We start from the raw sequence: 12,278 nt of genomic DNA, 5'->3' as shown, positions 1-12,278 counted from the left end.
GGCAGGGGCGCCGGACGCGCCGGCACCCCTGCGCCCCCTCTGCTTTCGTCAGTTGACCGTGGCGCGGAAGACGAGCGTGCGGGTGTCGCCCGCCGCGATCGTCGGGATCGTTCCGGTCACGTTCGGTTCCGAATAGCCGCCGCTCGCGTTGCCGTCGGCATTGCAGACGCCGCCGCTGACCGTGCCGTCGAGCCGGATCGAATCGGCGACGAAGGTCAGTTGCGTCGGAACGGGATCGGTGATCGCCACCGATGTCGCCTCCGCACCGCCCGGCGCGTTGGCGACTGCGATGCAGTATTCGACCGTCGCCCCCGGGATCAGCTTCGGATTCGTCCCGTGATTATAGGGGTCGGATATGACGCGGCTCGATTTGGTGACGGTCAACGTCGCGGTCTTGACCGTATAGTCGTCGGCCGCGCTGTGCGATCCGTCGCGGCTGCCGTCGATGACGCCGCTGGTATCGGCGAACACCGTGTCCTTGGCCGCGGTGTTGGCTCCGGTCGTCTGGCTGATCGCGCCGCCCTGCGTGCCGGGCGTATTGCCCTCGAACGCGGTAGCCTGCAACTGCACGACCGCCTTGGCGCCCGTCGCAAGCCCGGCGGGGATGTCCGCGACGACGAACAGCGTGATCGGCGTATCGGTCGCGAGTTCGTCGATATAGGTGACGAGCGTATCCGACGGATCGAAGGCGCCGACGGTTCCACCGGCGCTGTCGCGATAGATGCGGACATTGGTCGCGTTGAACGAATCGGTGCCGCCGTGCGGCGCCGACCCGCCGGCCGGCTGCGTCACCGTCAGGCCGAAGTCGAGCACCTCGTTCGATGAATTGGTGAGCTGAAAGGTGGTGACGGCACTGGTCGTTCCCGGCGCAACTTCGGTCGTCGCATTGCCGGCCTCTTCGACGAGCAGGTTGATCTTGCGGTCGACGACGAACTCGTCCGACGCGGTCGTGGTGCCCTGATCGACGCCCCCCACCTGATATTGGACGCTTGCGATATTGGTAATCGGGGTGCCCGCGGTCGTGCCGGCCGCAAGGGCCGGCGTGGCGGCGATGCTTGCGATCGCCGCGAAACCGAAGGCGCCCGTGGTCGTCAGCTTGCTGGTCATAGCTGAACTCCTAGGCCTTGATTGGTCGCTGTCCCCACCGCCGCGACCGTTAAGCGGTTTGTTTCAGGGGGTTATTTGACAACCCCCCGGAACATGAGCTTGCCGCCGCCACCGGCCGGAATGGGTTTCTGAAAGGCCCAGCGGATGTGCGTGACATCGGCGGGCTGAGCGGCGCGCCGGCTGCCGTCGGGCAGCGCGACCGTCAGATCGGCGAGCAGTCCCCAGTTCCGGCCGCCGTCGACCGAAACGAGCGGGCTGCTTGCGGCGTCGGTGAAACTGATCGCATCGGGGAGCGGATTGGTGACGACGAAGCGCTCGGCCGGGCGCGCGCTGGCGTTGCGATAGTCGAGCACGAAGACGAGCCGGTCGCCGGGCGTGACGACCTTGGGCTCCTCCAGCGAGACGCGCTGCTTGCCGGCGGCATCGGTGGTCACCCGTTCGACGAACACGCTGTTGGCCAGCGCGACCTGGTCGGCGGCGAGCGCCTGGCCCGGCAGGCCCGCGGCGAGCAACAGAAGAATGGCGGTGCGCATGGACTTCTCCATCAGTTGATTTTCGTCTGGAAGGTGACGGTGCGGGTTTCGCCCCCGGCGACGGCGCCCAGCGCCACATGGACCCGCGTTCCGTCATAATCGCCCGCGTCGCCGTCGGCGGCGTCGGACAGCGCGGTGCCGCCCAGCCTGATCGAGCCGGCGACATAGCTGGTGTCCGCCGGGACCGTGTCGGTGATAGCGAGACCGTTGACCGATCCGCTGCCGTTGACCGTGGCGGTGATCGCATAGGTGATGGTGGCGCCGGGAACCGGTTCACTGCCGCCGAAGGGGTCCGCGACGGTGGCGACCTTCACCAGCGCCACGGTGGCGGACGAGACCTTGAACGCGCCGGCATCCTGCCCGTCGGCGCCGGTCGATCCGACGACCGCGTCGCCGCCGCCTTCGCCCAGGCCGGCGAAGCTGGTGCCGGGCGCGCCGGTTCCGGTCTTGGCGGCCGCGGTCAGGCTGACGATGCCGCGATGGCCATCGCTGACGGTGCCCGGCGTCGTTGCGAGCACGAAGACGATGACGCTCTCGTCGGGGTCGAGCAGCGGTTCGTTCGCGCCCGGCGTATAGAGCGTATCGGTGCCGGCATCGAAGACGCCGTCGCCATTGTCGATGTAGATCTGGGTGACGGCCGGATCATAATCGTCGCCACCGCCGTTGGCGACCGTGCCGAGCACGAAGGCCTCCTCGCCATTGCCGTTGTTCGTCACCGAGAAGGTGAGCCGCTGCTCGGTCGCGCCCGGCGTCGTGACGACGTCGCCCGGGTCGCTCGAATCGACGGTGACGTCGAGCAGTTCGTCGACGCGCAGGTCGACCTTGTTCGAATCGATCGTCTGCGGTCCCCCGCCATTGTCGAAACTGGCGGTCGCGGTGTTGCTGATCGTGGAACCGGCACGGGTGCCGGCGGCCTGGGCCTGCATCGGCACGGCCAGTGCCGCGAGCAGGACGAGGGAATAAGGGAAGGGTGTACGAAGCGGTCGCTGCGCGCCCCCCACAGGCGCTTTTACCATGATATGTGACTCCGAAGGCTGGTCCGTGCCGACGGTCATCGCGGAAAAAGGAAAATTTCTGGTTAAATTGCCGGTAGGGACGCGGCATTCTGGCTCGAAACAGGACAGGATGGTTTTTCGCGTCTCGCCTCAGCGGCCGGCTGGCGCGGTCCGGGAAACTCGCTTAAGACGAAGCGGTTAACCAGGAGGCCCACGTGAGCGAGGACAGGGGGAGGAAGGGCGCGCGCCCGGCGCGCGGCAATCCCCTGCAGCAGATCGAGATCGACGATTTTCGCCGCGATCGGCTGCTCGCGGCGCTGGCGCTGATATTGGGCGCGTCCTTTTGCCTCGGGCTGCCCTTCGCGCTTCAGGCCGGCGCCGAATTCTTCCTGCCGCTGACCGCCGCGATCGTGATCGCCATCGCGCTGGTGCCGCTGCTCGAATGGCTCGAACGGCGCGGCGTGCCTTCGGCGCTCGCGTCCTTCCTGTCGCTGTCGGCTTTCCTGATGCTGGTGAACGCCGCGCTGGCGATCATCGTCGTTCCCGCGACCGGCTGGTTCGCGCGGCTCCCCGAATCGATCCCGCGCATCCAGAGCAATCTCGCGCCGCTGATCGACTTCTATTCGACGTTGCAGAAGTTCGTCGACCGGACGCTGACCTCGGTCGCGAGCGGGACCGAAGCGGCGTCGCAGGCGGTCGCGGCGACCGCGCCGACCTCCGTGGTCGATTATTTCATCTCCGCCGCGCCGTCGGCGGCGATCCAGCTCTTCTTCGCGGTGCTGGTGATCTTTTTCTTCCTCGCCGGCTGGACACGGCTGCGCAAGGGAACGATCCGGCGCCGCGGCAGCTTCGACGGCGCGATGCAGACGGCGCGCGTGATCCAGAATGTCGTCGATGCGACGGCCGACTATCTGGCGACGATCACGATGATCAACGCGATCCTGGGCCTCGTCGTCGCGCTGCTGCTTTGGGCGCTGGGCATGCCGTCGCCCTTCATGTGGGGCGGGATCGTCACGTTGTGCAACTTCGTACCCTATCTGGGCCCGATCGTCGCTGCGACTTTGCTCGGGCTGGGCGGGCTGATGACGTTCGACGCGGTCGGATTCGCGCTGTTGCCCGCGCTGATCTTCGTCGGCGTCCATCTGGTCGAGGCGAATCTGATCACGCCGCTGGTCCTTGGACGGCGGCTGACGGTCAATCCGCTGCTAATCCTCGTCTCGCTCAGCTTCTGGGGCTGGGTCTGGGGGGCGCCGGGCGCGCTACTCGCGGTGCCGCTGCTGCTGATTCTCCAGACGGTACTGCAGTCGACGGGAACCCCCGATCTGGCCGGTTTCCTGTTTGAGCGCGGCACGTTGACGACAGTGGAGGAGATGCGCGACCGGTTAAATCGCACCGAGATGGAAAGCGACGGTTGACAGGTCGGGACGGGGGCCATATTGGCGCGGCTCCCAAGCGCAAGCGGGTGTAGCTCAGTTGGTTAGAGCGCCGGCCTGTCACGCCGGAGGTCGCGGGTTCGAGTCCCGTCACTCGCGCCATTCCCTGCCCAAGGCGGGAAGGCGCCCCTCCCGAAAATATCTGGAAAAACCGTTGCGCTGTCGTCGACCGAAGCCGTTCGGCCTCGATCTATCCGCGCCAGCGGCCGAGTTCCATCCAGCGCAGTAGCGGTTTCAGCGGCAGCACCCACACGATCCCCGCCACCAGATAGAACAGGCCCTGCACCAGCACCGGCCAAGTGCCGACCCACGGCGAAAGCGCGACGACGATCGTCGCCCAGGCGACGATCAGCAGCAGGATCAGCGCGATTCCGGCGGGCTTGCGCCAGCTTGGCTGGGGATCGGGGGCAGCGGTCATAGACGGTCTCCACACAGGATGAATTCCTGTTCGGTCCATATGGCATCGAGCGGCGCGTCGAGCGCCGACACGGGAAGCGCGTCCACCTCCTGCACCGACCATCCGACGCCGATGCGGGGGAGGGACGGGTGGTCCGCAAGGAAGCGGTCGTAATGCCCGCCGCCCTGCCCGAGGCGGCCGCCGTGCCGGTCGAAACCGACGAGCGGGACGAACAGGATCGACGGGATCGCGCTTTCGGTGTCGGGGCCCGGTTGCGGTGAGCCCCACGGCCCGCGCACCAGCGCCGCACCCTTCGGACAGTGCCGGAACGCCATGGCGGCGTCGCGCGCCGCATGATGGGGCAGCGCAAGCGCGCCGCGCGCCGCGATGCCGGCCAGCGCGGGCAGGATGTCGGGTTCATCGCCCCACGGCGCATAGCCGCCGACCAGCGGCTCCTCCGCCAGCCGCTCGGCGAGCGGGGCGGGCAGCGCGCGGAAGGCGGCGAGCCGCGCCATCGGATCGAGATTCGCCGCGAAATGCCGGCGCCGGAAACGCAGCCTGTCGCGCAGTTCCTGTTTTCGCTGCGCCAGGTCGGGGGCCGGGTCGGTCATCGCCTGTCGCAGCCTCTCTTGCGCGGTGGGTGGCGGGACCACCGTGGTCGTTTGCCGGAAAATCCTCTGACGCCAGTAACGTCAGGTGGGGGCCATGTACGTCGGACCAGGGTCCGGGCAGGGACAGCTCCCTTGGATGATGTATCGCCTCAGGGATATTCGCAGCGGCTCGTGCCGGGCAGTGCCCGCCGCCCCCTATCTAGGGATGCCGGCGCCCGGTCTCAACCCATTCCGTCAGGGCATCCGCTCGGCCCGGTCGGCGAGCGCTTCGATCCGCTCGGCGATCTGGAGCAGGGCACGGTCGTGGGCGTTGCGCGGCGGCGGCGCTGACGCCTGCCGCGCGGCGTCGAGTTCGGCGCGCAGCGCCTGCTCGCGCGCCTCGGCTTCGCGCAGGGCGTCGCGCGCCGCCGCCTCGCGGCTTTCGGCGAGCGCGACCGCGGCGCGCAGCGAATCGGACTGGGGTTCGGCCTTTTCGGCCTTGGCCCGCGCCTCGTGCGCCTCGTCGGCGAGCAGAAGCGCGGTGAACAGCAGCTGGCGGACCTCGGTTCCACCCTGGATCGTGCGCGCCTTGGTGTCGACGATCCCCGCGAGCTGGTGAAGCCGCTCTTCCTGCCCGTCGGCGCAATGCACGTCATAGGGGCGGCCGGCGATCTGGAGCTTGACGTCAGCCATGTTTCGCCTCGTTGATCAGCCGGTCGAGTTCGCCGATGACCGCCGCAACCTCGGCTTTCAGGGCGCTTTGACTGGCGGTTTCGGACGGTGCGGGGGCGGGGGCCGGTCTGCTTTCGCGATCGGCCAGCGCCTTTTCGATCCGGCTCAGCGCCCGCTCGATGCGGCCGATGGCCAGGCTGGATTCGTCGAGATCGAGTTCCATGACCAAGGGTTAGCAGCGCCGCGAAGGGGGTGCAATCGCCTCTCCACGCCGAAATGCGGGCGAAATTCTGCCGCGAGCGGTTGACTCTGGGCACTGCCCCCGCAAAGGGCTGTCGCGCAACCAGCCTGTCCACTCCGGGGGAATGATGACACTGCCCGAACGTCAGCTCGCCAACGCGATCCGTGCGCTCGCGATGGACGCCGTCCAGGCCGCGAACAGCGGCCATCCGGGCATGCCGATGGGCATGGCCGATGTCGCGACGGTGCTTTATTCGGATTATCTGAAGTTCGATCCCAGCGATCCGGCATGGCCCGATCGCGACCGATTCGTTCTTTCGGCGGGGCATGGCTCGATGCTCGCCTATGCGACGTTGCACCTCGCGGGCTATGCGCACCCGACGATCGACGAAATCCGCGCGTTCCGCCAGCTGCACAGCCCGTGCGCGGGACATCCCGAGAATTTCGAGCTGGCGGGCGTCGAGATGACGACCGGGCCGCTGGGGCAGGGGCTCGCGACCGCGGTCGGCATGGCGATCGCCGAGCGCCATCTGAACGCGATCTACGGCGACGAGCTGGTTGACCACCGCACCTGGGTGATCGCCGGCGACGGCTGCCTGATGGAGGGCATCAACCACGAAGCGATCGGCCTGGCCGGGCATCTGGGGCTCGGCCGCCTGATCGTGCTGTGGGACGACAATCGCATCACCATCGACGGCTCGACCGACCTGTCGACGAGCGAGGATGTTCGGGCGCGCTATGCGGCGACCGGCTGGCACGTCGAAAGCTGCGACGGGCACGATCCCGCCGATATCCGCCGCGCGATCGACGCCGCCATCGCCGACGGCCGCCCGTCGCTGATCGCCTGCCGGACGCTGATCGGTTTCGGCGCCCCGAACAAGCAGGGCACCGCGGCGACGCACGGATCGCCGCTCGGCGCCGACGAGATCGCCGCGGCGCGCGCCAATCTCGGCTGGACGGCCGAGCCCTTCGTGATTCCCGCCGAAATCGCCGAAGCGTGGCGGGGGTTCGGCGCGCGTGGCCGGACGCTTCATGCCGAATGGAATGATCGGCTTGCAACGAACGGGAATAAAAAGGAATTCGAGGATCGTCTGAGCGGCAAGGTCGCGCCGGGCGACGCCTTCCGTACCTATCTCGACTCGCTGGTGGCCGAACCGCCGAAGGTCGCGACGCGCAAGGCGTCGGAAAACGCCCTGACCGCGCTCACCGCCGATATCGCGGCGCTCGTCGGCGGCAGCGCCGACCTGACGGGTTCGAACAATACCAAAACGTCGTCGACCAAGCCGTTGACCAAGGACGATTATTCGGGCCGCTATATCTATTATGGCATCCGCGAATTCGGCATGGCGGCGGCGATGAACGGCATGGCGCTGCACGGCGGCGTCATCCCCTATGGCGGCACCTTCCTGGTGTTTTCGGATTATTGCCGCGGTGCGATCCGCCTGTCGGCGCTCCAGCGCCAGCGCGTCGTCTATGTGATGACGCACGACAGCATCGGACTGGGCGAGGATGGTCCGACACACCAGCCGATCGAGCATCTGCAGTCGCTGCGCGCGATGCCGAATCTGCTCGTCATGCGTCCCGCCGACGCGGTGGAGACCGCCGAATGCTGGGCCATCGCGCTCGCGCAGGACGATCGCCCGACGCTGCTCGCGCTGACCCGCCAGAACCTGCCGCCGTTGCGGCATGACGTCACCGAAAATCTTTGTTTGAAAGGCGCTTACCGTTTGCGCGACGCAGCGGCGGCGCGCCGCGTCGTGCTCGTCGCGACGGGTTCGGAGGTGTCGCTTGCGCTCGACGTTGCCGAGCGGCTCGAAGCGGCGGGGCAGGGCGCCGACGTCGTTTCGATGGTCTCGACCGAATTGTTCGACGAACAGGATGTCGCCTATCGCGCCGACGTCCTGCCGCGCGACGCGCTGATCGTCTCGATCGAGGCGGGCACCACCTTCGGGTGGGAACGCTATACCGGCCGCGACGGTCTGCGCTTCGGCATCGACAGCTTCGGCGCTTCGGCGCCGATCGACGATCTCTACCGGCATTTCGGCCTGACCGCCGATGCTATCGCTCCCCAGATCCTGGCCCGGCTCGGTCAATAAGGACCCGCCCGACCTCTTCCGCAGAAAGGACGTTTCGACATGGCAGTGAAAGTCGCAATCAACGGTTTTGGACGCATCGGCCGCCTGGTGGCCCGCGCGATCCTCGAACGGCCGGACTGCGGCCTCGAACTGGTCGCGATCAACGACCTCGCCGATGCGAAGGCGAATGCGCTGCTGTTCAAGCGCGACAGCGTCCACGGCCCGTTCCCGGGCGATGTCAAGGCCGAAGGCGATCAGATGATCGTCAATGGCAAGGCGATCCGCGTGACCAAGGAACGCGATCCCGCGAACCTGCCGCACGGCGAGCTCGGCGTCGACATCGCGCTCGAATGCACGGGCTTCTTCACCGACGCTGAAAGCGCGGGCAAGCACCTCGCCGCCGGCGCCAAGCGCGTGCTGATCTCGGCCCCCGCCAAGGGCGTCGACCTGACCGTCGTCTATGGCGTCAACCATGACAAGCTGACCGCCGATCACAAGATCGTGTCGAACGCCAGCTGCACCACCAACTGCCTCGCGCCCGTCGCCAAGGTGCTTCACGAGGCGCTGGGGATCGAGCGCGGCCTGATGACCACGGTCCACGCCTATACCAACGACCAGAAGATTCTCGACCAGATCCACAGCGACATGCGCCGCGCTCGCGCCGCCGGCATGTCGATCATCCCGACGACGACCGGCGCCGCGCGCGCGGTTGCTGAGGTGCTGCCCGAGCTCAAGGGCAAGCTCGACGGTTCGGCGATCCGCGTGCCGACCCCGAACGTCAGCCTGGTCGACCTGACCTTCACGCCGGGCCGCGACACGAGCGTCGAGGAAGTGAACAAGATCCTCAAGGATGCGTCGGAAGGCGCGCTGAAGGGCGTCCTCGCCTATTCGGACGAGCCGCTGGTGTCGATTGACTATAATCATTGCCCGGCCAGCTCGACGGTCGACAGCCTCGAAACCTCGGTGCTCGAAGGCAAGCTGGTTCGCGTCGTCAGCTGGTACGACAATGAATGGGGCTTCTCGAACCGCATGGTCGATACTGCGGGCGTGATCGCCGGGCTGCTGTAAGGCAATTCGCATATCGTCATTGCGAGGAGCGCAGCGACGAAGCAATCTCCAGCCATGGCGCATGAGCCACCCGCTGGAGATTGCCGCGGCCCCTTCGGGATCTCGTAACGACGGGATATAGAGACGCGAAGATGCTTCGACGCGATCGGGGCGAATGGAGTTGAATATGGCCGGCTTCAAAACCCTCGACGACATCGGCGACGTTACCGGCAAGAAAGTGCTGGTGCGCGTCGACCTCAACGTCCCGATGTCCGACGGCGCGGTCACCGACGACACGCGCATCCGCGCGGCGATGCCGACGATCCGCGAGCTGTCCGACAAGGGCGCGATCGTGCTGCTGCTCGCGCATTTCGGGCGACCGAAGGGCGCGAAGAATCCCACCCAGTCGCTGAGCCTCGTCATCGACGCGGTGATCGACGTGCTGGGCCATTCGGTGATGTTCATCCCCGACTGCATCGGCGAGGGCGCAAAGGCCGGCGTCGCGGTGCTCGCCCCCGGCGACGTCGCGGTGATGGAGAATACGCGCTTCCACCCCGGCGAGGAGAAGAACGACCCCGCCTTCGCCGACGCGCTGGCCGAAGTGGGCGACCTCTATGTCAACGACGCCTTCTCCGCCGCGCACCGTGCCCATGGCTCGACCGAAGGCATCGCGCATCGCCTGCCGGCCTATGCCGGGCGGGCGATGGAAGCCGAGCTCAAGGCGCTCGACGCGGCGCTCGGCAACCCGGCGCATCCCGTCGCGGCGGTCGTCGGCGGCGCCAAGGTGTCGACCAAGATCGACGTGCTGCGGAACCTTGTCGGCCGGGTCGATCACCTGATCATCGGCGGCGGCATGGCGAATACCTTCCTCGCCGCGCGCGGGGTCGATGTCGGCAAGTCGCTGTGCGAGCACGATCTGGTCGAAACCGCCAACGCCATCTTCGACAGCGCCGACAAGGCCGGATGCACGATCCATCTGCCCTATGACGTGGTGGTCGCGAAGCAGTTCGCGCCCAATCCGCCGACGCGCACCGTCAACGTCCACGAGGTCGCGGCCGACGAGATGATCCTCGACGTCGGCCCGGCGGCGATCGAGGCGCTGGGCGATGTGCTCAAGACCTGCCGCACGCTGGTGTGGAACGGGCCGCTCGGCGCCTTCGAGACGCCGCCTTTCGACACCGCGACGGTCGCGCTCGCCCGAACTGCGGCGGCGCTGACGCGCGAAGGGTCGCTGACCTCGGTCGCCGGCGGCGGCGATACCGTCGCAGCGCTCAATCACGCGGGTGTGGCGGACGACTTCACCTTCGTCTCGACCGCCGGCGGCGCCTTCCTCGAATGGATGGAAGGCAAGCCGCTGCCGGGCGTCGATGCGCTGAGGGTCTGACGCGGCCCTGCGATTTGCTTCCTGTCGGGGCGCGGGCTATCGCTCCCCCAATCTATGCAGCCCAATGGAGATGACATGACTGCCGCCAATGCCGAGATGCTGGACAAGATCAAATCGGGTCAGGGATTCATCGCCGCGCTTGACCAGAGCGGCGGCTCGACGCCCAAGGCCCTGAAGGGCTATGGCATCGACGAAGGGGCCTGGTCGGACGACGAGGAGATGTTCGGGCTGATCCACGCAATGCGCAGCCGCATCGTCACCGCGCCCTGCTTCGGCGGCGGCAAGGTGATCGGCGCGATCCTGTTCGAACGCACGATGGACGGCGAGGCCGGCGGCAAGCCGGTGCCGGCGCTGCTGTGGGAGCGCGGCGTGGTGCCGTTCCTGAAGGTTGACAAGGGACTGGAGGCCGAGGCCGATGGCGTCCAGATGATGAAGCCGATGCCCGATCTCGACGCGCTGTGCCAGCGTGCGGTCGCCAAGGGGGTGTTCGGCACCAAGATGCGCAGCGTCATCAACCTCGCCAACCCGGCGGGCGTCAAGGCGATCGTCGAGCAGCAGTTCGCCGAGGCAAAGCGCATCGCGGCGCACGGCCTGGTTCCGATCATCGAGCCCGAAGTGAACATCAAGAGCGCCGAGCGTGCCGCGGCGGATCGCCTGCTGCTTCAGGAAACGCTTGCGGCGCTCGATGCTTGGGACGGCGCGCCGGTGATGCTGAAGCTGTCGCTGCCGACCGAGCCCGGCCTGTTCCAGCCGCTCGTCGACCATCCCAAGGTGCTGCGCGTCGTCGCGCTGTCGGGCGGCTACAAGCGCCCCGAAGCCTGCGTCGAACTGGCGAAGAACCCCGGCATCATCGCGAGCTTCAGCCGCGCGCTGCTCGAAGACCTGCGCGCCTCGATGGACGACGCGGCGTTCGACGCCTCGCTGGGCGGAGCGATCGACGAAATCCACGCCGCCTCGGTGGCTTGATGAGCGACAGCTGGCGAGCCGTCGATGCCTATATCGCCGGGAAACTGCTCGGCGATGACGACGCGCTCGCCGCTGCGCTTGCGAACAACGAGGCCAATGGCCTGCCGCCGATCGACGTTTCGGCGGCGCAGGGCAAGATGCTGTTCCTGCTCGCGCAGATCGCGGGCGCCCGCCGCATCCTCGAAATCGGGACGCTCGGCGGCTATTCGACGATCTGGCTCGCGCGCGCGCTGCCCGAAGACGGCGAGCTGGTGACGCTGGAGATCGAGGAGGCGCACGCCCGCGTCGCGCGCGCAAATCTCGATCGTGCGGGGGTGTCGGATCGGGTCGATATCCGCGTCGGGCCGGCGAGCGACAGTCTCGCCGCGATGACCGGCGCGGCGCCGTTCGACTTCGTCTTCATCGACGCCGACAAGCAGGGCAACGCCCATTATGTCGCCGAAGCGATCCGGCTCGGCCGCAGCGGTACCACGATCGTCGTCGACAATGTCGTGCGCGAAGGCGGTGTGCTCGATCCGGACAGCGGCGATCCGCGGATCGACGGCACGCGGGCGCTGTTCGACATGCTGAACGCCGACGCGCGCATCGACGCGACCGCGGTGCAGACGGTCGGCGTCAAGAAATGGGACGGGTTCATCCTGGCGAGGGTGCGCTGACGTCTCGCCGGAGCAGGCGAGGGCCCGGGCGCGCTGATGCCGCTTGGCAACTCTCCCCTTTCGGCAACTCATCGTTCCCCGGCGAAAGCCGGGGTCCACGCGAGGTAGGGCTATGCCATCTGGACCCCGGCTTTCGCCGGGGAACGAGCGCCGACGTTCCGACCGATTGCCTGCGTGGGAACG

Annotated in this window: 13 protein-coding genes and 1 tRNA gene; 7 read left to right on the top strand and 7 right to left on the bottom strand. The window is 67.5% G+C overall.

Translation table 11 applies throughout. The features are described 5' to 3' along the window. Positions 1 to 48: 48 nt before the first annotated feature. The 3 genes from SGR02S_RS05965 to SGR02S_RS05955 form a co-directional block, all read right to left on the bottom strand. Complete coding sequence (locus SGR02S_RS05965) at positions 49 to 1,107, bottom strand: DUF11 domain-containing protein (RefSeq protein WP_067106683.1); 1,059 nt, start codon at positions 1,105 to 1,107, stop codon at positions 49 to 51. A gap of 71 nt (positions 1,108 to 1,178) precedes the next feature. Continuing rightward, complete coding sequence (locus SGR02S_RS05960; protein WP_156482984.1) at positions 1,179 to 1,640, bottom strand: DUF11 domain-containing protein; 462 nt, start codon at positions 1,638 to 1,640, stop codon at positions 1,179 to 1,181. A gap of 11 nt (positions 1,641 to 1,651) precedes the next feature. Continuing rightward, the gene (locus tag SGR02S_RS05955) at positions 1,652 to 2,566 is read right to left on the bottom strand and encodes a DUF11 domain-containing protein (protein ID WP_255211402.1); all 915 of its coding nucleotides are present in this window, start codon (positions 2,564 to 2,566) and stop codon (positions 1,652 to 1,654) included. Between the two features lie 284 nt (positions 2,567 to 2,850). Here SGR02S_RS05955 and SGR02S_RS05950 point away from each other — a divergent pair, with 284 nt between their 5' ends. Both SGR02S_RS05950 and SGR02S_RS05945 read left to right on the top strand, forming a co-directional pair. Then, positions 2,851 to 4,050: an AI-2E family transporter gene (locus SGR02S_RS05950; RefSeq protein ID WP_082796981.1), complete on the top strand. Its 1,200-nt coding sequence runs from the start codon at positions 2,851 to 2,853 to the stop codon at positions 4,048 to 4,050. Between the two features lie 43 nt (positions 4,051 to 4,093). Continuing rightward, a tRNA-Asp gene (locus SGR02S_RS05945) sits at positions 4,094 to 4,170 on the top strand. 88 nt (positions 4,171 to 4,258) lie between these two features. Here the strand turns inward: SGR02S_RS05945 and SGR02S_RS05940 are convergent. From SGR02S_RS05940 to SGR02S_RS05925, 4 genes are all read right to left on the bottom strand, one after another. After that, positions 4,259 to 4,486: a DUF2842 domain-containing protein gene (locus SGR02S_RS05940; RefSeq protein WP_067106677.1), complete on the bottom strand. Its 228-nt coding sequence runs from the start codon at positions 4,484 to 4,486 to the stop codon at positions 4,259 to 4,261. After that, complete coding sequence (locus SGR02S_RS05935) at positions 4,483 to 5,076, bottom strand: 5-formyltetrahydrofolate cyclo-ligase (RefSeq protein WP_067106675.1); 594 nt, start codon at positions 5,074 to 5,076, stop codon at positions 4,483 to 4,485. Before SGR02S_RS05935 ends, SGR02S_RS05940 begins: the two co-directional genes overlap by 4 nt. 234 nt (positions 5,077 to 5,310) lie before the next feature. Then, positions 5,311 to 5,748 carry a cell division protein ZapA gene (locus SGR02S_RS05930; RefSeq protein WP_067106671.1) on the bottom strand — a complete coding sequence of 146 codons (438 nt, stop codon included), beginning with the start codon at positions 5,746 to 5,748 and terminating at the stop codon, positions 5,311 to 5,313. Then, positions 5,741 to 5,950 carry a hypothetical protein gene (locus tag SGR02S_RS05925; RefSeq protein ID WP_067106668.1) on the bottom strand — a complete coding sequence of 70 codons (210 nt, stop codon included), beginning with the start codon at positions 5,948 to 5,950 and terminating at the stop codon, positions 5,741 to 5,743. Before SGR02S_RS05925 ends, SGR02S_RS05930 begins: the two co-directional genes overlap by 8 nt. A gap of 145 nt (positions 5,951 to 6,095) precedes the next feature. Here SGR02S_RS05925 and tkt point away from each other — a divergent pair, with 145 nt between their 5' ends. The 5 genes from tkt (at position 6,096) to SGR02S_RS05900 (ending at position 12,095) form a co-directional block, all read left to right on the top strand. Beyond that, the gene (gene tkt / locus SGR02S_RS05920; RefSeq protein ID WP_067106665.1) at positions 6,096 to 8,063 is read left to right on the top strand and encodes a transketolase; all 1,968 of its coding nucleotides are present in this window, start codon (positions 6,096 to 6,098) and stop codon (positions 8,061 to 8,063) included. A gap of 39 nt (positions 8,064 to 8,102) precedes the next feature. Beyond that, positions 8,103 to 9,110, top strand: a complete 1,008-nt coding sequence (gap, locus tag SGR02S_RS05915) for a type I glyceraldehyde-3-phosphate dehydrogenase (protein ID WP_067106661.1) — start codon at positions 8,103 to 8,105, stop codon at positions 9,108 to 9,110. A gap of 166 nt (positions 9,111 to 9,276) precedes the next feature. After that, positions 9,277 to 10,473 carry a phosphoglycerate kinase gene (locus SGR02S_RS05910; RefSeq protein ID WP_067106659.1) on the top strand — a complete coding sequence of 399 codons (1,197 nt, stop codon included), beginning with the start codon at positions 9,277 to 9,279 and terminating at the stop codon, positions 10,471 to 10,473. Positions 10,474 to 10,548: 75 nt separating this feature from the next. Continuing rightward, positions 10,549 to 11,439 carry a fructose bisphosphate aldolase gene (locus SGR02S_RS05905; RefSeq protein ID WP_082796980.1) on the top strand — a complete coding sequence of 297 codons (891 nt, stop codon included), beginning with the start codon at positions 10,549 to 10,551 and terminating at the stop codon, positions 11,437 to 11,439. After that, a complete protein-coding gene (locus tag SGR02S_RS05900; protein WP_067106656.1) occupies positions 11,439 to 12,095 on the top strand; it encodes an O-methyltransferase in 657 nt (218 codons plus the stop codon). Before SGR02S_RS05905 ends, SGR02S_RS05900 begins: the two co-directional genes overlap by 1 nt. The last annotated feature ends 183 nt before the right edge of the window (positions 12,096 to 12,278 follow it).

The organism is Sphingopyxis granuli NBRC 100800, assembly GCF_001591045.1.
In the GTDB taxonomy this organism is placed as follows: domain Bacteria; phylum Pseudomonadota; class Alphaproteobacteria; order Sphingomonadales; family Sphingomonadaceae; genus Sphingopyxis; species Sphingopyxis granuli.
Note: the sequence above shows the minus strand (reverse complement) of the source record. Positions and strands in the feature narration are given on the sequence as shown.